Raw genomic sequence first — 21,048 nt, 5'->3', positions numbered from 1 at the left:
CACACAGCACAGGAGAACGAACCTGCAAGCTCTCAAACTCAGGCCCCTTGATCTGGCCATCGTTGCCGCCTATCTGGCAGGCATCACTCTGTTCGGGCTGCGCTTCCGCAAAAAGCAGCGTTCTTTACGCGATTATTTCCTGGCCGACCAGAACATTCCATGGCCGGCGATTGCGCTCTCGATTGTGGCCGCCGAGACCAGCACGCTGACCATCATCAGCATCCCCGGCCTCGCCTACGATACCAACCTCGGATTCCTGCAACTGGTTTTTGGATACCTCATTGCGCGGGTGCTGATCAGCATCATTCTCATACCAAAATATTTTGCCGGACGCATGATGACCGCCTACCAGCTCATGGAGCATCGCTTCGGTGGCCGCCTGCGCTCGCTCACCGCCGGACTTTTTCTCCTGACCCGCGCCGCCGCCGAGGGCGTGCGCGTCTTCGCAATTTCCATCGTCATAGGAATTGCGATTGGGACCACCAACGATATTGTGCCTATCGCCATCATCACCGTGCTGACGCTGATCTATACCTTCGAGGGCGGCATGACCGCGGTAATTTGGACGGATGTGGTGCAAATGGCGATTTATGTCGGCGGCACGGTGGTGGGATTTATTACCATCCTGCACTTGGTCCCCGGAGGATGGCCGGCCATCCATGCCGCCGCTGTCAGCGCGGGAAAATTCAATGTCTTTGATTTTTCGCATTCTCTTTTCACGACATACACATTCTGGTCGGGCATAGTGGGTGGAACTTTTCTGACCATGGCCAGTCACGGCACCGACCAGCTCATGGTGCAGCGTCTGCTGGCGGCCAAGAACGAGGGCGACTCTAAGAAAGCTCTCATCGCCAGCGGTTTCGCCGTGCTCTTCCAGTTCACGCTGTTTTTGGTCGTGGGAGTAATGCTGTATGTTTATTACCGGCAGTTTCCTCCGGCCACTCCGTTTTCGCGTTCCGACCGGATTTTCCCCACATTCATTGTCGAACATATGCCCATGGGCATCTCTGGACTGCTGATCGCAGCTATCCTGGCGGCGGCCATGTCGAACCTAAGCGCGGCTTTGAATTCGCTCTCGGCCAGCACCATCGTGGATTTCTACGGCCGCATCCGTCCTCAGGCTAGCGACCCAGAGCGCCTGCGCATCTCTCGCATCTCGACTGTAGTTTGGGGGCTGGTGCTGTTCGCGCTGGCGATGCTCGCCGGACACGGCGGACGCGTCGTAGAAACCGGCCTCTCCCTCGCCTCCATTCCCTATGGAGCCATGCTGGGCGTCTTCATGCTGGGCGCGCTCACCCGCCGCGCCAACCAAACAGGCGCAATCATCGGCATGCTCTTCGGCTTTGCCTTCAATCTCTATCTCTGGCACTGGACCAGGATTCCTTTCACCTGGTACGTCGCCTTCGGAACGGTCGCAACCTTCCTGGTGGGATATATCAGCAGCCTGATAATTTCTTTGTTCGGTGCGCGCAACCCGCGCTGAATGAAGACTGCAACTGGCTTCAGGAAACTGCTTTCGGAGAACACCTCTTTGCATCGCGCTTTCATCCATTAATTTCATCTACTAATTAGAAGTTTGGTTCTGGCCTGAGACTGCATAGTGCGTTATCCTAACCCTTCTACTCACATCGTTAAGACATCTGTCTCTGAGGACCCCATGATGCGTTCAGCCCGGCGTTTTTCCTTGCGTATTTCATTCGTCGATTGTGCATTCATATATTTTGCAGTTGTCTGCACCATGAGTCTGGCCTTGTTGCCTGCAGGCAACGCCCAGGCGCCTGGCACGCCGGCATCGGAGGGAAAACATTTTCCCGCTGATGCAGTGGCCTTATACAAGACGAGTTCCGAAGTAAAGACAGCGGCAGGTACAGATGTTGTGGTCCTGACCGACGAGCAGAGTTATGTATTCGATGGTGATGGGCGGTCCGTTCAAACGCAATATCTTCTTTATAAGGTCCTCACCCAGAAAGGGGCCGAAGAGTGGGACGAAGTTTCCCAGGATTGGGAGCCATGGCATCAAGATCGTCCCAGCATCCAGGCGCGTGTGATTACAGCGGATAACGCCGTTCACACACTCGATCCGAAGACGATTGCTGACACTCCCGCGAAAGAAGATGCAAGCCAGACCTATAGCGACCGGCGTATACTTCGCGCCCCACTGCCCGCCATAGCACCCGGATCACTGGTTGAGGAAGAGCTGACCTGGAAAGAAACTGCTCCTTTTTTCGGCGCAGGAACCGTAGAGCGCTTTTATGTTGGACGCCCGGTCCCGGTGCAACACACCCGTTTGACGCTGGAGGCGCCGGCTTCGCTCCCAATTCAGTACGATCTACAAATGCTCGCAGAGCTTAAACCCCAGCGCACAGAGGCAAATGGGCGAGTGCAAGTCACCTTTGATGCAGGTCCAACCGAACCGTTCGACAAGGCCGACAGCTATTTGCCCAGCGATGTACCGGCGTTCGCGCACATTACTTTTTCAACAGGAAGCTCGTGGCAACAGGTCGCGGAAGAGTACGCAAAGATTGTAGACGGCAAAATCGCCGGTGCTGATGTGAAGTCCAGCGTCGACAAGTTGATTACAGGACAAGGGTCACGCCAGGAAAAAGCGGCGGCAATTTTGCAGTACCTGGACCGTGAGGTCCGTTACACGGGAATTGAGTTTGGTGAAGCCGCTATCGTGCCCCATTCCCCGGCTGATACCCTGAAACAAAAATACGGCGACTGCAAAGACAAGGCCACGCTCCTGGTCGCAATGCTGCGGGCAGCGGAAATTCCCGCTTATGTCGCTCTGCTCAATGCGGGTTCGCGTGAAGACGTCACACCCAACCTTCCTGGAATGGGCGAATTCGATCATGCCATTGTGTATGCTCCCGGCACGCCCGACCTGTGGATTGACGCAACCGATGAATACGCGCGTCTTGGCCAACTACCAACTGCAGACCAGGGAAGGCTGGCCCTGATTGCGCGCCCAGGCACCACTGCGCTGCTGCATACGCCGGTCACTTCGCCGGAAGACAATCTGCTGGTTGAAAAGCGGGAACTTTACCTGGCGGAAAATGGCGAGGCCCGCGTTGTGGAAATATCAGAACCTCACGGAAGTCTGGAATCCGATTACCGCGGTTACTATGTTGATAAAGAAAATAAAGACCGCCGCGAGGGCTTGACGGATTACGTGAAGTCGCAATATCTGGCGGAAAAGCTCGATCGTTTCGACCGAACTGATCCCAAGGACCTTTCAAATCAATTTGTGCTTACTCTGGAAAGCAACAAGGTGAAGCGCGGTTTCACTGACCTTGACAGTGCCGTAGCCGCTATTCGGTTCGATACTCTCTTCGAGCGATTGCCCGCTGAGCTTCAGGAACGTGAAAAAGAAGATGAAAAGAATGCCGAAACCCCGGGTGATAAGCCGAAGAAAAAGCGCACGAACGACTATCAATTGTCCGGTGCTTTTGTCACCGAGTGGCAATACAAGATCGTTCCGCCTGCCGGGTTCCGTCCCAAGCCATTACCGCAAAATGCAAAGCTGTCGCTGGGGCCCGCGGTCCTCACCGAAGAATTCTCGACAGAGAAAGATGGAATCATTCATGTGGCAATCCGGTTTGACACCGTAAAGCGGCGCTTGACGGTTTCCGAAGCCACGGAGATGCGCAATCGAATCGCCGAGGTGCGTGAGGGAGAGCCCATCCTCATTCACTTCGAACCGGTTGCCGAGGCATTGCTCAGGGAAGGCAAAGTCCGGGAGTCGTTGCAGACGTACCGGGACCTGATTGCCCTTCATCCCAAAGAAGCTGTGCATCATCTTCAAATTGCCAAGGCGCTTCTTTCCGCAGGCATGGGAGAACCGGCGCGCGACGAAGCCCGTCTGGCGGTAAAGCTTGAACCAACTTCAGCGCTGGCACAAAAAACCCTGGCAGACATCCTGGAATACGACCTGGTGGGACGCCAATTCCGCCACGGCAGCGACTATGCCGGGGCTGAAGCCGCCTTTCGTGCGGCTAAGAAACTCGATCCCGATGATAAGGCCATCACCGGAAACCTGGCCGTTCTGCTGGAACACAACGATGAAGGCGAACGCTATGGCCGGGGCGCAAAGCTGCAAGATGCTGTTACGGAATATCGCAGCCTCAAGCCGGAACAACTGGCCGATCTTGGACTGCGGACCAATATTGCGTACGCGCTGGTCTATGCCGGTGAGTACGCCGAAGCCCGCAAGAATGCCGAATCTTTAAATCCCCAGTTGCTGTCCATCATAGTTGCCTCTGAGGCTGGGTTGAACGGACCGAAATCCGCGATTGCAGAAGCCAACAAGCGCACCGGCGGAGAAACCGAACTCAAACAGGTATTGAAAGGCGCTGGTCAAATCATGCTTCGGATGCGCAACTATCCAGCCGCTGCCGATTTGTTCGAAGCGAGTGCATCAGGAGATAACGCGTCGGAAACAGTCGCATTTGCGACCACGCTGCGCAAAGCTCGCCGGCGAGAGGAAATCCATTACAACGATGATCCCAGCGCCACCGCCATGCAGTTTTTCAGTGCGGTAATGGAGCCGAATCTGACCAGGGAGAAGATGACCAGCTTTTTCTCCCGGAATGCGCAGACGATATTGAAAAACACTGACCAGGAGGAGATCAACCAGGGATTGAAAATGGGACGGCAACTACGAGGCATGTTCTTTCGCACAGGTCTGCCGCCCGATTCAATGATGGATGTGGTCATGCAGGCCATCGAACCAACAACTGAAGGGGACGACTCATCGGGTTATAAAATCACCCTGCGCGTTTTTGGCGGCAAAAACATGAGCATGTACGTGATAAAGGAAGATGGTAAATACAAGATTCTCGACACCTCTGAAAAGCCCATTGCCGTCGGAATGGAGGTTCTCGACCGCTTGAACGCCAACAACCTCGCGGGCGCCCGCAGCTTGCTGGATTGGGTACGAGAAGATCAGCACCTCGAGGGCGGCGATGATCCATTGGCTGGCGCGCCATTTCCGCGATTCTGGACGAAAGGTAAAGAAGCCGACGCCCAGCAGATGAAGCTGGCGGCTGCGGCAATTCTGGTGCAGGAAAAACAAACAGCACCGCAGGGAGTCGGGATTCTGGAAGCCGCGAAGGATTCAGCCAAAAGCGATGTGGACAAACTGAACATCGCGCTGGCTCTGATTGCCGGTTATAGCAGCCTGGATGAATATGACAAGACGCTCGCAGTCTTGTCCGAACTGGCAAAACAATATCCGGAATCGAAGAGCATGTTTGCAGGACAATCGTTTACGCTGCGTGCACTTGGCCGCTACCCGGAAGCCGACCAGCTCGCGCAAGATAGACTGAAACGCATGCCGGATGATATTGATGCCATGCGCGCCCTTGTCTTAAACGCCGTGGTGCGCGAGGATTATGTCCTGGCCCATGATTTAAGCCTGAAAATCGTGAAGGCTGGCAAAGCTGAGGCCCCTGACCTAAATGATGTAGCCTGGCATGCACTGTTTACGGGTAAAGTGGGTGATGACGACGTTGAAAATGCCATTAAAGCAGCGCAATTGAGCAAGACCAAAACATCAGAGTTACATACGCTGGGCTGCGTGTATGCTGAAATTGGCAAAATCAAAGAAGCCCGTGAAGTGCTCATTCAATCCATGAATCTGCTGAACCTCGATGAACCCGACCCGAATTATTGGTATGCCTTCGGACGGATCGCCGAGCAATACGGAGAACGTAACGCCGCCCTCGCCGACTATGCACGGGTTACCAAGCCGAAAAAAGCTCTGCAAATCCCGAGTTCCTCCTATCGCCTGGCACAAAACCGATTGAAGATTCTGGATAATGCATCCGATAGCAAAGTTTCAGCTTCGAGCAAAAATTAGTTCAGGCAAGATCACACACATCAGGACACGACACAGATGAAAATAAAACAGCCTCTACGTTCCTTCGCGCCCTCTGCGGTTTAATTACTTGTGTATTCTGCCGAGAATTCTTATGGTATTACCTTGAAATCTTATCCCCATGCCTGAAACCGCCAGCAAACCCCAGGGTCTTCTCCGCGAGCTTGGCGTCAGCCATGCCGTAGCCATCGTGGTTGGGACAGTCATCGGCAGCGGCATCTTCCGCGTTCCCGGAACGATGATGCGCGATGTCGGCTCGGCCAAGGTGGTTTACCTAGCCTGGATTGTAGGCGGCCTGCTCTCTTTCTTTGGCGCGCTCACATATTCCGAACTGGGCGCCATGAAGCCCCAGGCCGGGGGCGAATATGTTTACGTGCGCGATGGCTATGGGCCAATGCTCGGCTTTCTCTACGCCTGGACGTGGTTTGTCATCGCCAAGCCTGCTTCTATCGCAACCATCACCACCGGACTGACCGATGCGCTCAGCTCGCTGCCGCGCCTCAGCTTTCTTTCTCACCCAGCCGCCGCCCACCTGACTTTGACCTGGGCGCAACTAGTGGCCATTGGCGCCACGATTCTCATCTCATTCCTGAACTATGTCGGAGTGCGCCGCGCCGGCGCCTTCCAGTTGATTGCGACGTTACTCAAGGTTGCCATGCTGGTAGGCATCGCGGTGATTGGCTTCAGTTACCGCGGCGGAAGCTGGGCCAACTTTGCTACTCGCTTCACCGGCGCCCACGGCGGATTTAACGGATTCATGCTGGCCCTGGTAGCGGCGCTGTGGGCCTACGATGGATGGAATGATCTGAACATGGTCGCGGGTGAAATCCGCAGGCCGGAGCGCGATATCCCCATCGCCCTGATCGCTGGCGTTGCTATCGTAGCAGCGCTCTACATGCTGATGTATGCCGCCGTGCAATACGTGCTGCCTGCCGATGCCCTGGGGGCATCCAAGAGCCCGGCCTCGGCCATGGCGCTGGTGGTATTGGGCACAGCGGGCGCAGCCCTGATTACCGCCGGCATTGCTCTCTCTATGCTGGTCACACTCAACGGCACCGTGATGAGCGGAGGCCGCATCCCCTACGCGGTTGCTCGCGACGGATACTTCTTCCAGTCGCTGGCCGCCGTCAGCCCCCGCTTCCACACGCCATCGAACGCGCTTCTCATCCAGGCGGTGCTTTCCATCCTGCTGCTCCTGATCGCGGCAACGTTCAAACAATTGCTGGACCTGGCAATCTTCGCCGAATGGCTGTTCTACATGATCGCCGCCAGCACCATCTTCGTCTTCCGCAAGCGCGAGCCCGATGCCGCGCGGCCTTACAAGGCTTGGGGATATCCGCTTGTTCCGGCGTTGTTTATTCTCTCCGCTGGATTTCTGCTCTACTACACCTTCAAAGACAACCTGGAAACAACATTCATCCCCGCCTGGCCGCACACGTGGATCAACTCGCTGGCAGTCGCCGGCGTAGTACTGATCGCGGCAGGCGTGCCGGTGTACTTTGGGTTTGCCAGGAAAAAACTCGCCGCAGATGCACGCAGATAAACGCAGATTTCATCTTTCGGTTGGTTTTACCCAAAGGCGCGCAGGCCGCCGTTTATCTTTTAGTAATCTTCGGCCTCTGGACTCTGGTGCAAAAAGTCGACAGCGCATCTCACTTGCATGCTAGTGTCAAGAGCGTCCCAAACAACATGATCTCCTTGTATTTACTGGGGAAGGTCGTTTTCGCCGCGAGCACTTGCTGCGATGTGTTGGGTGTTTACTAGATAGATACCATCCGTTGGGCCCGGTTCTGAGCGCTAGACGACCTGTCCCGGCTGGCCGCGGACTGGGTACTGCTTTTCTGAATTTTCAAAGAGCGTAAGGGCACGCGCCCGCATTCTTGAATGCTAGACACACCTCGTAGAACAATGATGACCTACAATTCCTCGGAAGTGAAGGGTTTGATATCACGGTGATACCATCAGCTTAATAGATCGCCAGGGTTCCCACACGCGCAAAAGTGGCGCGAGTCGGGCACCCCGGCAAGACAGCTCTAACATTTCCTAGGAAAATAGAGATTTCTGTAGTTCTCTCGATGATGCAGTATAGTCAAGGACGTTTCTAGGAGCTATCCCATGGAAAATCGTTTGCCACGCCAAGCTGCTGCTAATCCTACGAAATATAACATTGACGCAATCGCCAAGCTGGAGCATGACGCCTTTAATCAACGGACTCCCACGGAGCGAGTCAGCGACGTAATTACGAAGGTTGTCTGTAACGTCGGATTCCTGCTGGCGCAATTGATTCTGATCTCCGGCTGGAGCCTGGTCAATCTTCACGTAATCCCGGGACTCAAAGCGTTCGATCCGTTTCCTTTCGGCATCCTGGCGCTCGTGGTCTCTTGCGAAAGCGTATTTTTGACGATCTTCGTGCTCATCAGTCAAAGTCGAATGGCCCGCCAATCGGAACGGCGCTCGCATCTGGACCTTCAAGTGGGCATGCTTTCTGAACAGGAGCTGACCACAATCCTTCAGATGCTGCAGAGACTCTGCCAACACATGGGCGTGAACGTCGACTCCTCGAAGCTCGAGGTCCAGTCCTTTAGTCAAACGACGGACGTACACAAGCTGGCCAGCGAACTCAAAGACAAACTTCCGGAGGAATAGCGATGCCTGCCAGGTTTGTACGGCAGAAGCGATTCGTCTTGAGAACGCGAGCCGCCGGGCGGCCCACGCTTTTGCGCAAGCAAGGCGTGGGTAGAATGATTTCCTTCCGAATTGTTTCTGGTTATGCTCTGTAACCCAGTCATCCCCTGCATGTTTATCTGACGCCGAGGGTGGCCGCCCATACGCCGCCGCCTGGGCCGGGATTTACCACCGAGACCGAAAGGTCTCCGGCCGAGGCAACGTCGCCGGCTGGAATGGTTGCGCTGAGTTGTGTGCTGCTGACGAAAGTTGTGTTCCGACTGGAGCCGTTCACCTGGACTACAGATTCCGGGATGAAGTTGGTGCCACTGATGGTTAAGGTAAATCCGCTGCTACCCGCGGTGACGCTGTCCGGTGAAATGCCCGAGATCGTGGGCTGCGGATTATTGACGGCGAAAGTGAGCGACCATACGCCGCCGCCCGGGCCGGGATTTACCACTGAGATCGAAGGAAACGAGGCAGAGGCAACGTCGCTGGCTGAAATGGCCGCGGTGAGTTGAGTGCTGCTAACGAAGGTTGTGGGCCGATTGGAACCGTTAAACTGGACCACAGAGCTCGGGATGAAGTTGCTGCCATTGAGGGTTAAGGTAAATCCGCCGCTGCCTGTGATGACGCTGTCCGGTGAAAGGCTCGAGAGAGTCGGCAGCGGGTTATTGACGGCGAAGGTGAGCGACCATATGCCACCGCCCGGGGCAGGAGTGAACACCGAGATCGAAGGAAACGCGGCAGTAGCAACGTCGCTGGCCGGAATGGCAGCGGTGAGTTGCGTGCTGCTGACGAAGGTTGTGGGCCGATTGGAACCGTTAAACTGGACCACAGAGCTCGGAACGAAGTTGCTGCCGTTGAGGGTTAATGTAAATCCGCCACTGCCTGCGATGACGCTGTCCGGTGAAAGGCCCGAGAGAGTGGGCAGCGGGTTCGCGTTAGTGACAGCGAGCGAAAGCGCCGCCGATGTACCGCCGCCCGGACTGGGATTTACTACCGAGACCGAAAGATTCCCGGCAGAAGCAACGTCGCTGGCAGGAATGGCTGCCGTGAGTTGTGTGGCGCTGACGAAGGTTGTGGTTCGACTGGAGCCATTCACCTGGACTACAGATCCCGGGATGAAGTTGCCGCCACTGAGGGTTAACGTAAATCCTCCGCTGCCGGGGGTGACACCGGCTGGTGAAATGCTCGAGAGAGACGGCCCGGGGTTATTGACAGCGAGCGAAAGCGCTACCGATGCGCCGCCGCCCGGCGCGGGATTTATCACCGAGACCGAAAGAGTCCCAACAGAGGCAACATCGCCGGCAGGAATGGCCGCGCTGAGTTGAGTGCCGCTGACGAAGGTCGTAGTTCGAATGGATCCATTGACCTGGACTACCGACCCATTAACAAAATTTGAGCCATTCACCGTCAGGGTGAAAGCTGGGCTGCCCACAGTAGTTGCGCTTGGCGAAATACTTGTGAGCGAGGGGGCCGGATTATTGACAGTGAGGGTGAGCGATCCACTAGCCCCTCCCGGGTTGACTACTGTAATAGAAAGAGTTCCGGCAGAAGCAATGTCACTCGCTGGAATAGCTGCGCTGAGCTGAGTGCTGCTGACAAAGGTCGTGGTCCGATTGGAGCCGTTGACCTGGACCACTGACCCGCCAACAAAATTCGTGCCATTCACTGTCAGGGTGAAAGCTGCGCCGCCAGTAAAGGTTGCACTTGGAGAAATGCTCGTGAGTGTGGGAACCGGATTATTGATGACAAGCGAAAGTGCTGCCGAAGCACCACCACCCGGCGCGGGATTTACCACCGTAATGGAAAGAGTTCCAGCAGAAGCAATGTCACTGGCAGGGATGGCCGCGCTGAGTTGAGTGCTGCTGACAAAGGTCGTGCTACGGCTGGAGCCGTTGACCTGAACTACTGATCCCGCGATGAAGTTGCCGCCGCTAAGGGTCAACGTAAATCCGCCGCTGCCGGCGATGACGCTGGCCGGCAAAATACTCGAGAGCGATGGCGCCGGGTTCGGGTTATTGACAGCGAGGGTTAACGCCGCCGATGTGCCGCCGCCCGGGGCGGGATTTACCACAGTAATGGAAAGAGCTCCGGCAGAGGCTATGTCACTGGCAGGGATAGCTGCAGTGAGTTGAGTACTGCTGACAAAGGTTGTGGTTCGACTGGAACCGTTGACCTGAACCACTGACCCGTTAACAAAATTTGTGCCATTCACCGTCAGGGTGAAAGCTGGGCCGCCGACAAAGGTTGTACTTGGAGAGATGCTCGTGAGCGAGGGGGGCGGATTATTGACAACGAGCGAAAGTGCTGCCGAAGCGCCACCACCAGGCGCAGGGTTTAGTACCGTAATGGAGAGAGTTCCAGCAGAGGCGATGTCACTGGCGGGAATAGCCGCGCTGAGTTGAGTGCTGCTGACAAAGCTCGTGGTTCGGCTGGAGCCGTTGACTTGGACCACTGACCCATTCACAAAATTCGTTCCATTCACTGTCAGGGTGAAGGCTGCTCCGCCCGCGAAGGTTGTACTGGGAGAGATGCTGGTGAGCGAGGGAACCGGATTATTGACGGTGAAGATGAGAGGCGCGCTGGTGCCGCCGGATGAGGTCACTGTGATGGAGAGGGAGCCAGCGTTGGCAAGGTCACCTGCGGTGAGCGTAGCCGTCAACTGAGTGCTGCTCACAAAAGCCGTGCTGCGGCTCGCCCCGTTGACTTGGACCAGCGAAGTGGCAGTAAAGTTCGTACCAGTGGCTGTGAGTGTGAGTGGACCGCTGCCTGCTATGGCGCTCGAAGGAGAAATACCGGTCAAGGTCGGCGCTGTGGTGAAAACCGTAAGATTCTGAGCACCAGACTGCCAGCCGCCACCCTCAGGGTTCGATACGCTCAAGGTTTGCGTTCCCGGGTTTGCTAAATCACTGCCGCTGAGCTGCACGCTGAGTTGAGTACTACCGAGAAAGGTAGTAGGACGACTGCTGCCGTTAAACAATATTTGCGAGTCGGCGAAGAAGTTGGTGCCGGTCAAGGTTATCGTTTGAGAACTCCCGGCGGGCACACTCGTGGGAGAGATACTTCGCAAGATCGGCATATTCGAGGAACTCTGCAGCAGAGGGTTGAGGATCGCCTCCAGTTGAGCGGCTGTGGCCTGCTTATTCAGGTAGGATTGCTGCATGTTGGGGGTCTGGGACCAACCGTTGCAGCCCGCGCACTGTGACGTGGTGGGACCAACGGTTGTCTGGCCGTTCAAGCCTGAAGCGATAAAATTCGTACCCAGGCCGCGGGCAGTGAATAGCAGCGCCACTTGGCCAAAACCTGGTACTGAGTTTCCCCCATTGAACAGTTGCCAGGCGTCCTTGACCGGATCTTTTGTGGGATCGGCAGTTGAGGACGGACCGGTGATGACATCCTGATTCATTTGCGCCCCCAGTGAAACAATCTCAACGGGCCAGTTGGCAAACACGAAACTGGCGGCGTCGGCATCCACGCGGAAATTGTGCTCATTGCCGGAGGGGAACCAGCCGGCTTCAGACACCAGACGTTTCACCTTCTGGGTCACAAGCTGCATGCCAGTGAGCGGGCTGATGGAATCCGGCTGGCTTTGCAGCAGGGCCTGCAGCGGTTGATAGTATCCGCTGGCCACGATATGCACGCTGTGGTCGGGAGCATTCGCCAGCGCCTGCCGGTAAACGGTTACAGCATCGGGATAGTTGGCGCGTGTATCGCCCGGAGTGCCGAACTGATTAGTGATTTGTTGCGTGTAATTACTGTTGGCGGAGTTTTCCAGAGTAGGCGTCATGCCTTTGTGTGCGCCAATGGGGACGTTCGGGTGGCCGTAATAGTTCGCTATGGCACGCATGGTGGGGGCGCTGTAGTCGTTCGCCGACGAGCAGATCAGAGCCAGCACGTTGACCTCGCCACGGTCGGAAAGCCCCCAAAGCACAGCGTGATTGCCAACGTCGTCCACGGAGATGGACATATCGTCATCGAAAATGACGTTGACCGGCGCAACCGGTTGTTGTAGCTGCGAAACTAGAGGGCGCGCGGACAATAGCAAAAGGCATGCGAGAGCGGCAGGCTTCAACAGTGTTTTCATGGGAGTACACCGTCTCCAAGCGATACTTGGGCGGGATGAGCCGGCTAATGACCAACACCGATGCCCAACCCGGAAATAATGGCAGAATGAGCCACCATCATGGTCCTATTGTTTCCTGTTTTGGGCGAATCTACTTCTTACTGATATGACGGACAAAATAAACTGGGGCCTTTGTAACGAAAGCCAGAAGTACTGTCCTGCCTCCGGTGTTTTTGAACAATCCGGTGTACCCAGCAATTTACCTTCGGGAGGATTATGTACGAGGGCTGCGAGGAAACAGTTGAGGGTCTCGGGGTCCTTCGACTCGGGCGTGCGCCCTTGCTCAGGATGACAATCCTTAAAATATCAAGTGCGAAATAGAAACGATCTTGTCCGCGCCTGGTGAACTTTATCAAACACCCGCACGTACTCGCGCGCCGAGCTGTTCCACGAAAAATCCTTGGCCATGCAGTTGCGCATGAGTTTTTGCCAGGCAATCTTGTTCTTGAAAGCGGTGAGGGCCGCCTTTATCGTTTGCAGCAGCGCTTCGCCGGTGTATTCGGTAAACTTGAAGCCGGTTCCCTGCCCGGTATAAGAATCGTAGGGTTCAATGGTGTCATCGAGCCCGCCGGTGGCGCGGACGATGGGGACCGTGCCGTACTTGAGGCTGTAAATCTGGTTCAAGCCGCAAGGCTCGTAACGCGATGGCATGAGAAACATGTCGGCGCCGGCCTCGATTTTGTGGGCGATGGCGTTATCGTAAGCGATCTTCACCGCAAACTTTTTGGGAAACTCGGTCTGCAACTGGCGGAATAAATCTTCGTATTCCTTGTCGCCCGTCCCCAGGGCGACGACGATCATGGGTTCGCGCGCCAGCTTGTCGGCGACCTCGGCGATGAGGTCAAATCCCTTCTGCGCGGCGAAGCGGGAGACGATGCCAATCACCGGCAGCTTCGCGTCCCCGTTGCCGATGCCGAATTCGGTCAGCAGGTCTTTCTTGCAGCCCGCCTTAGCGTCCAGCAACTCGGGGGTGTACCGGGTGATGATGAACTTATCGTTCTCCGGGCTCCACTCGTTGTAATCCACGCCATTGAGGATGCCGGTTACGGTGTCGGCACGGTCGCGCAGCACGCCATCCAATCCGAAGCCGTACTCGGGCGTCTGGATCTCCTGGCTGTATTTTTTGCTCACGGTGGTGATGTAGTCGGAAAACACCAGCGCGCCCTTGAGGAAATTGAGCTTCCCGTAAAATTCCATCTGGTTGATGCTGAATAATTCTTCGGGAAGCTGCAGCAGCGGCAGAATCTCAGGAGGAAATAAACCCTGATATCCCATATTATGAATTGTGAACACTGTACTCACGTTGCGCAGGGCCGGATCAGCCGCGTAGACCGTATGCAGCAAAACAGGGACCAGTGCAGATTGCCAGTCGTGGCAATGAAAGATATCCGGGACGCCCAGTACTTTGCTGGCCTCAATCACAGCCCGCGAGTACAGGGCAAAACGCTCGGCGTTGTCGGGGTAATCGCCTGCCGGTGTTCCATAAAGATTGTCGCGCTCGAAGTAAGGCGGATAGTCAATAAAATAGTACTTCACGCCGCCCTGCGAGGCCGACTCCAGGACAGAGCAAAAACGGTATTGATCAGCAAAAGGGACACTAACGCTGGAGAGAACGGTGGAAGGCTGCGAGAGTTTGGTCTGTTTGTAGCGAGGGAGAAAGACGCTGACATCGTGTCCGAGAGAGGCCAGGGCCTTGGGAAGGGCGCCAACAACATCGGCGAGACCTCCGGTCTTAGAGAATGGGACACATTCCGACGCAGCAAAGGTAATGCGCATTGAACCAGACCTCCGGGACTCACGGCAAGATACCGAACAGACTAGAAAAGTTGATACGAGTCTAAATGGCAAATAAAAAAATGGCCAATGTACACAGTAAGCCAACGGGAGCGAAGAAAGCCCCCGCAGGACAAAACTTCCTGAACGACCCCAGCGCCGCACGCAAGATTGTGGACGCCCTGGGAAACATCGAGGCCGCCACCGTCATCGAGATCGGCCCAGGACGCGGAGTGCTGACCGATCTGCTGGCATCCAGGGCGGGGCGCCTTATCGCCATTGAGCTTGACCGGGTGATGAGCGCCCAGCTCCGCATGAAATACAGCCAACAGAATAACGTGGAGATCATTGAGGGCAATGTACTTACGGTAGATTTTGCGAATGTGATCCGGCGCAAACCAGGACCGCTGCTCAACCAGGGGCCGCAAGCCCAATCCGATGAAACCCTGGCGAAGGCGCACATCATTGGGAACCTGCCTTACTACATTACCTCCGACATACTGCTGCACCTGTTCCGCTATCACAACTACCTCGACACCATTGTCATCATGGTGCAGCGCGAGGTCGCCGAGCGGATTGCCGCCAAGCCCGGAACCCGGGATTATGGCCTGCTCTCGGCAACCGCCCAGCTTTATGCCAAAGTCGAGAAGCTGTTCACCCTGCCGCCGGCAGCGTTCTCGCCGGCGCCAAAAGTCCATTCCACGGTGCTGCGCATGGTGGTCGCGCCGCAACTGGCGGCGTTGCGGATTGAGGAAGATCCCTTCATTGATTTCCTGAAGCTGATCTTTGCGCAAAAACGTAAGACGCTGCTGAACAATCTGCGAAACCGTTATGACGGGGCAGTTGCGCGCCGCGCTTTGCAAGAGACAAAAATACGTCCGGATGTGCGGGCCGAGGCGCTGGATTTAAAGCAGACTGCCGGGATCTTTCGCCAGCTTACTCACCCATGACTTTGATGATGACCCGCTTGGAACGCTGTCCATCAAACTCGGCGTAGAAGACGCGCTGCCACGGCCCCAGATCGAGCTTGCCCGCGGTAATCGGCACAATTACCTCATGGTGCATCAGAAGGCTTTTCAGGTGGGAATCGCCGTTATCTTCTCCGGTCTGGTGATGGCGATAGTCTTTGCGAAAAGGCGCAAGCTTTTCCAACCACTCGTCAATATCTTCAATCAGACCGGATTCGTGATCATTGACGTACACTGCCGCGGTGATGTGCATGGCGGAAACCAGCACCATGCCATCGCGCACGCCGCTCTTATTCACCGCGGACTCTACCTGCGGCGTGATGTGGATATATTCGCGATGCTTCCTGGTATTGAAGGTGAGATATTCGGTGTGAAATTTCATAAAGGCAATTGTTCAGTTCTCAGTTCTTGGTTCTCAGTTTAAACGACCGATAATTCTAAATTAGCGGCGAGAAGGATGTGGGACGCTCATGTGGATGGAAGGTGCGGTCATCATGTGAGGAGGCGAAGACATCTGAGGTGAAGACATGTGCGGCGCCGAGGGAATCCGCGGCTGCGTCATGACTGGCGCTGGCCAATGCGGAACAATAGGCGCAGAAGGCCCTGTAGGCCGCAATGGAGCCAATGTACTGGGAACAAGAGGTGCAACGGGTCGAATCGAAGAAGCCTTAGGATTGCGCGGGAAGAGATTGGAGAATCCGCGCCTGTCGAGCTCTTGCTCACGCCCTTCTGCGCCTTGAGGGAGACGTATCGTCGGGCCTGGCCACTTCAGCAGTGAAGAAGAGCGCGGCATTTGCGTTTGCAAGCCAGGCAGACTTCTATCTTCCAGGCGTGAGTTATGGATAATGCCGCGGTTTGGACCGCGTCCGATGATAACTACGCTGTGGCCGTTCGTGGGTGGTCGGGGCGGAATAAATCCCGGACGAGGATTGCGTATGATCGCCACCGGCAACCAGTTATTCCATACTCTGCTCGGCTGCCAGCACCAGCCATATGGTTCAAAGTAAATCCAGGAGCCGTAGTGATAAGGCAGCCAGCCCCAGGGATGCGCCGAGACCCAGGTGTATCCCGAACCGGGATAGAAGACCCAGGCGCCATCCAGGAATGGATCCCATGTTGAGCCGGCACTCCACGGACGCCAAAGATAGCCATAGGGCGAATCAAAATAATTACCGTAATAGTTCAGGTCGGCCCGGCCATATAAATACGGGGACGAGAGGTTATATGCCGAGTTGCTGGAATACTGCTTGCGGTATTGATCGCGCTCTTGCATCCAGGAATCATAAGGCTCGGGTATGACGTTTTTCGACGTGTAGAAGCGGTCGGTTCGGTCGGTGTCCAGGGTTTCGTTCTTCTTTACTGCGACAGGTTTGTCAGGCCCTTGGAATTCAACCTCACCATCGAATACGGCCAGCTTGATGCCCGTCGGATTAACATTGACGCGGAAACGCGAGGAGCGGGGAAGCTCCAACCGCTGCCCGGAACCAGCAGTAATTGTGAATTCGTCTTTGCCTTTCTCACGCAGGTCAAAGTAAGCAGTTCCCTGCTCCAAAGTTACGAACGTAAACTTTGCGCCTGAGTCGCGTAGCCCAAGCTGGTCAAAGTTGAGATTTGTATCGGGGACCAAGCGGAGAGTGCTGCCATCTTCAAATTCAATTTCTGCGCGGCCATCATCATGAGTCTGTAAGCGCGAGCCCTGAGTAATAGGTAAGTTAAGAAAAGCGCGCTGGAAACCTTGTCCGTCAGCGCGGTCAATCTGAACATCGCCTTCAACGTAACTGAGGCGCACAATGCGTGCGTGAGAGTCGGCCCAAGCGGCCGCTGGTGTTAAATAAAGCGCCAGCAGCACTACAAGCACAACAGGAAGAGCGAGCATCACTCTTCGGGGGGACATATATATACCAACCTTCAGTTATTTTAGATGAAAAGGTCCGGGGTTTGGATACTGAATTTGTTGAGCAATCAGGAAATTGCACTTCAGCATTTGGCACTCAGTCACAGGCGAGGCGCCTTTCATTGGTCCTGCATGAGCTGCCGGGCACGCTGGCGAGCCAGGTTCATCAGCGAAGAATCCTGCGCAATCTGCCGCAGCAATGGGGCGATGGTTTGCAGCTCCAGGAGATGGCCCTCAGAGCGAAGCTGCAGCATGCTCAGAAGTTCATCGGGCAATCCGAGCTTATCGAAACGTTTAAGATATTCGAGCTTGCTGCCGGATTCCATGGTGTTGGAAATGCCGTAAAAAATGTCTGTCAGCTCCTGAATGGCGGGGTTTTCCGACCAGTTATACGTACTCTGGAAATGCTTGCTGCCGTCGGTGTAGTCGAGTGTTTTCTGGCCGGTGTTGGCAATCTTGCTCTTGGTGTAATTGAATTTACCGTCGAAGTAGTTTGCCTTTTGCGCGAGCGCGAAGATGCGATCGCGAAGCTCGGAACTCATCACGAATTGAGTCTGATACTTGTCTGCCGGATCGGTGGTTGCGTCGGGCAATGACTCATACACGGCCGCGCCGCTCGACTCAACCTTGATGCGGTAGTGCGAGGGATGCGCTTCCGGCCAATCGAGCGTGTAGGTTATGGTGGAAACCGGATCTTTGGCTTCGTTCTTATTCTGTGATTCCGGCGCCTGGGCAAATGCCGGCACCAGAGCTGAGACCAACAGCAGAATTAGGCTTGTTGCAACAATCTTGAATGAATGCAGTAAGGGTTTCATACAAATTTATGTTCTATTTTATATTGCATAGAGTTTAAACCAGATTGGGTTGGGAGCAATCCACCGCCTGAAGGATCCCTATGAGTGCTTGAAACCGGCATGTTGCCGCTGCAAAGTTGCGGCGGTATGCAAATGGCAGATTGCAATAGCAAGCGCGTCAGCTACGTCGGGTGGTTCGGGCAGGGCCTTCAGATGCAGCAGATCCGCAACCATGACCTGGATCTGTGATTTTTCTGCGCGGCCATAACCGACAACCGAAGATTTAATGGCCAGCGGCGCGTATTCGGCAACTTCCAGATGGGCGCTCGACGCAGCCAGCATGGCGACGCCGCGAACGTGTCCCAGCTTGAGCGCGGATTTGACGTTGGCTGCGTAGAAGACATCCTCAATGGCAACCGTCTGCGGTTGGTGCCGGGCGATGATTTCGCTGAGTTCCTGAAAAACTTTAGCCAGCTTGGCAGGAAGCGGAGCGCGCGCGGGAAGGCGTATGGCCCCGGCAGCAATGCAGATCAGCCTGCCGTCAGCATGCTGCTCCACCACGCCGAAGCCGGTGATTTCACTGCCACAATCAATCCCTAAAACCTTCACTTTAATTCCTGGCTTTAATCCTATGAAACAAAAGACTAAAACATGATCATCTCAACAGCACCGCGGACGCCGTTCAACCGCCGCTTCGCGTTCACGCTGAAAGGCCGCGTAGGCACAGCGGGAAGAAGCTATTCCCTCCCGTGCTAAAAAACGAGCATAGGCATTTTCGTCGAAGATTTCGCGTAAAGCCGTAATCAGCAACTGCCAAGCACAGTGAATCTGCTGTCTCATGATACTGCCTCCTGCGCCAATTCCGGCGATGGTCCCAACCTTGTGGGCACGAAGGGTGCTTCTTTCACCTCGGCGGCGGTGCGCCCGGAGAGCACGCGCAGCCACTCCCAGGCGGAGCTGGCCACGATCAGCGCGACCAGAAGAACCAGAATTCCGTTCACCAGCGCATCGAAACGATCGTTGAAGATCAACTGTGCAAGCTGATGGGCCTGCGCTGCCGCTGGAGCCGGCGTGCTGTTTAACTGCTGCACCAGCGTTTGCACATGCGTGAGAAAACCAATGCGAGGATTGGAGCTAAACATCTTCTGGTAGGAAGCCGTAAAGGTAACCGCCACTAGCCAACACAGAGGAACGATAGTAACAAAAGCAAAACGCGCCTTGTTCATTTTGATGATGATCGTAGTTGCCACGCAAAAGGCAACAATAGCGAGAAGCTGGTTGGCAATGCCAAAGAGCGGCCAGAGCGAATTGATTCCCCCGACGGGGTCGTGCACTCCTTGCCAGAGGAAGTATCCCCAGGCGCCGACAATGAGGGCGCTGCTGGTCAGAATGCTGGGATACCAACTGGTTCGCCCCAGCGGCTCCCACAGATGACCCAGGGCTTCCTGCAACATGAAGCGGGCAACGCGCGTGCCCGCATCGAGAACGGTGAGAATAAACAGCGCCTCGAACATGATGGCAAAGTGATACCAGATGGCCGTAAGCGCCTCCCCGCCGAGACTGTTGGCGAAGATGTGCGCCATGCCCACGGCAAAGGCCGGTGCTCCCCCAGTACGGTTGAAAAGGTTTTGCTCGCCGACGGCTTTGGCCAACGAAGCCATCTCTGCCGCTGAAATGGGAAAACCCCACGAGGTAATTGTGCTGGTGGCAATTTCAGGAGTCTTACCCACGATTCCCGCAGGGCTGTTAATGGCGAAATACTGGCCGGGCATCATCGTACAGGCGGCAATCGTGGCCATAATGGCTACAAAAGATTCTGCCAACATGGCTCCATAACCAACCATGCGGGTTTCTGTCTCGTGCGTGATCATCTTGGGAGTGGTACCGCTGGAGATCAAAGAGTGAAAGCCGCTGATGGCGCCGCAGGCAATGGTAATGAAGGCAAAGGGGAAAATACTGCCGGCGAAGATCGGGCCGGTGCCGTCAATAAAACGAGTGAGGGAGGGCATGTGCAGGATTGGCCGAACGGCAATAATGCCCGCTGCCAGAATGAGAATTGTTCCCAGCTTTACGAAAGTGCTCAGATAGTCGCGGGGGGCAAGCAGAAGCCACACGGGAAGAACCGAAGCGGCAAAGCCATAAATAATAATGAGAACAGCCAGCACGGATGCACTTAGCGTGAAGTAGCCCGCGATTCCGAGCGAGCGCGAAACCCATTGCCCACCGATGACAGACAACATCACCAGCACAAAACCCAGCAGTGAGGTCTCCAGGACCTTGCCGGGACGTAGATACTTCAAATAAACACCCATCAGAAGCGCAATGGGAATGGTCATGGCTATGGTGAATACTCCCCAAGGACTATCTTTCAGCGCATTGACCACGACGAGCGCGATGAGCCCCAGAAGAATAATAAGGATGGCGATCACGGCGACGAAGGCAACAAAGCCTCCGAGTTTGCCTATCTCCTCTTTCGCCATCTGGCAGAGCGACTTTCCATCGCGGCGCACGGAAAACAGGAGAACCACGAAGTCCTGAACACATCCGCCCAGGACCGCTCCTACTAAAATCCAAATCGTTCCGGGTAAGTAACCGAATTGGGCGGCCAGCACTGGGCCAACGAGAGGTCCGGGACCGGCGATGGCGGCAAAGTGGTGCCCAAAGACAACCCATTTGTTGGTCGGCACAAAATCGCGGCCGTTTTCCAATCGCTCAGCCGGAGTGGCGCGCCGGGGATCGAGTGCCAAAACTTTCGCCGCAACAAATTTGCTGTAGAACCTGTAGCCCAGAGCGTAGGTGCACAAAGCAGCCAACACCAGCCACATGGCATTGATAGGCTCACCACGATGTATGGCGATAGTGGCCAGGGAAAGTGTTCCAATGGCAGCTACACATGTCCAGACGAGCACACGCACGATTGATTTCATCCGGTAGGACTCTCCAATCCG

The 21,048-nt window shown here is 55.5% G+C and carries 12 protein-coding genes; 5 read left to right on the top strand and 7 right to left on the bottom strand.

The window, feature by feature from the left end; translation table 11 throughout:
• From VK738_10185 to VK738_10170, 4 genes are all read left to right on the top strand, one after another.
• Positions 1 to 1,483 (top strand): sodium:solute symporter (locus VK738_10185; protein HTD23012.1); only part of this gene is annotated, 1,483 nt, incomplete at its 5' end.
• 255 nt (positions 1,484 to 1,738) lie between these two features.
• Positions 1,739 to 5,860: a DUF3857 domain-containing protein gene (locus VK738_10180; GenBank protein HTD23011.1), complete on the top strand. Its 4,122-nt coding sequence runs from the start codon at positions 1,739 to 1,741 to the stop codon at positions 5,858 to 5,860.
• A 139-nt stretch (positions 5,861 to 5,999) separates the two neighbouring features.
• The gene (locus VK738_10175) at positions 6,000 to 7,421 is read left to right on the top strand and encodes an amino acid permease (GenBank protein ID HTD23010.1); all 1,422 of its coding nucleotides are present in this window, start codon (positions 6,000 to 6,002) and stop codon (positions 7,419 to 7,421) included.
• Positions 7,422 to 7,993: 572 nt separating this feature from the next.
• Entirely contained in the window at positions 7,994 to 8,524 is a 531-nt protein-coding gene (locus VK738_10170) for a DUF1003 domain-containing protein (GenBank protein HTD23009.1), read from the top strand.
• Positions 8,525 to 8,678: 154 nt separating this feature from the next.
• Here VK738_10170 and VK738_10165 read toward each other — a convergent pair whose 3' ends face one another.
• Together VK738_10165 and glgA are read right to left on the bottom strand one after the other, a co-directional pair.
• Positions 8,679 to 12,632 carry an IPT/TIG domain-containing protein gene (locus tag VK738_10165; protein HTD23008.1) on the bottom strand — a complete coding sequence of 1,318 codons (3,954 nt, stop codon included), beginning with the start codon at positions 12,630 to 12,632 and terminating at the stop codon, positions 8,679 to 8,681.
• Between the two features lie 345 nt (positions 12,633 to 12,977).
• Positions 12,978 to 14,447, bottom strand: coding sequence for a glycogen synthase GlgA (gene glgA / locus VK738_10160; GenBank protein ID HTD23007.1), 1,470 nt, complete (start codon positions 14,445 to 14,447; stop codon positions 12,978 to 12,980).
• A gap of 65 nt (positions 14,448 to 14,512) precedes the next feature.
• Here glgA and rsmA point away from each other — a divergent pair, with 65 nt between their 5' ends.
• A complete protein-coding gene (gene rsmA, locus VK738_10155; protein ID HTD23006.1) occupies positions 14,513 to 15,394 on the top strand; it encodes a 16S rRNA (adenine(1518)-N(6)/adenine(1519)-N(6))-dimethyltransferase RsmA in 882 nt (293 codons plus the stop codon).
• Here rsmA and VK738_10150 read toward each other — a convergent pair.
• From VK738_10150 to VK738_10130, 5 genes are all read right to left on the bottom strand, one after another.
• Positions 15,381 to 15,794: a secondary thiamine-phosphate synthase enzyme YjbQ gene (locus tag VK738_10150; protein ID HTD23005.1), complete on the bottom strand. Its 414-nt coding sequence runs from the start codon at positions 15,792 to 15,794 to the stop codon at positions 15,381 to 15,383. The genes rsmA and VK738_10150 overlap by 14 nt on opposite strands.
• A gap of 60 nt (positions 15,795 to 15,854) precedes the next feature.
• The gene (locus VK738_10145) at positions 15,855 to 17,306 is read right to left on the bottom strand and encodes a DUF6600 domain-containing protein (protein HTD23004.1); all 1,452 of its coding nucleotides are present in this window, start codon (positions 17,304 to 17,306) and stop codon (positions 15,855 to 15,857) included.
• Positions 17,307 to 17,425: 119 nt separating this feature from the next.
• Positions 17,426 to 18,121, bottom strand: coding sequence for a hypothetical protein (locus VK738_10140; protein ID HTD23003.1), 696 nt, complete (start codon positions 18,119 to 18,121; stop codon positions 17,426 to 17,428).
• A 78-nt stretch (positions 18,122 to 18,199) separates the two neighbouring features.
• Entirely contained in the window at positions 18,200 to 18,709 is a 510-nt protein-coding gene (gene ruvC, locus VK738_10135; protein HTD23002.1) for a crossover junction endodeoxyribonuclease RuvC, read from the bottom strand.
• Between the two features lie 227 nt (positions 18,710 to 18,936).
• Positions 18,937 to 21,027, bottom strand: coding sequence for a carbon starvation CstA family protein (locus tag VK738_10130; protein ID HTD23001.1), 2,091 nt, complete (start codon positions 21,025 to 21,027; stop codon positions 18,937 to 18,939).
• Between the last annotated feature and the right edge of the window lie 21 nt (positions 21,028 to 21,048).

This window comes from Terriglobales bacterium, from assembly GCA_035487355.1.
Taxonomy (GTDB): domain Bacteria; phylum Acidobacteriota; class Terriglobia; order Terriglobales; family Acidobacteriaceae; genus QIAW01.
This window is presented reverse-complemented; position numbering and strand designations above follow the sequence as displayed.

Bases quoted from the DNA above. Each gene is read 5' to 3' on its own strand.
- rsmA (HTD23006.1), top strand. From the start codon at position 14,513: ATGGCAAATAAAAAAATGGCCAATGTACACAGTAAGCCAACGGGAGCG.
- VK738_10175 (HTD23010.1), top strand. From the start codon at position 6,000: ATGCCTGAAACCGCCAGCAAACCCCAGGGTCTTCTCCGCGAGCTTGGC.
- VK738_10170 (HTD23009.1), top strand. From the start codon at position 7,994: ATGGAAAATCGTTTGCCACGCCAAGCTGCTGCTAATCCTACGAAATAT.
- glgA (HTD23007.1), bottom strand. From the start codon at position 14,447: ATGCGCATTACCTTTGCTGCGTCGGAATGTGTCCCATTCTCTAAGACC.
- VK738_10165 (HTD23008.1), bottom strand. From the start codon at position 12,632: ATGAAAACACTGTTGAAGCCTGCCGCTCTCGCATGCCTTTTGCTATTG.
- VK738_10150 (HTD23005.1), bottom strand. From the start codon at position 15,794: ATGAAATTTCACACCGAATATCTCACCTTCAATACCAGGAAGCATCGC.
- VK738_10180 (HTD23011.1), top strand. From the start codon at position 1,739: ATGAGTCTGGCCTTGTTGCCTGCAGGCAACGCCCAGGCGCCTGGCACG.
- VK738_10130 (HTD23001.1), bottom strand. From the start codon at position 21,027: ATGAAATCAATCGTGCGTGTGCTCGTCTGGACATGTGTAGCTGCCATT.
- VK738_10145 (HTD23004.1), bottom strand. From the start codon at position 17,306: ATGTCCCCCCGAAGAGTGATGCTCGCTCTTCCTGTTGTGCTTGTAGTG.
- VK738_10140 (HTD23003.1), bottom strand. From the start codon at position 18,121: ATGAAACCCTTACTGCATTCATTCAAGATTGTTGCAACAAGCCTAATT.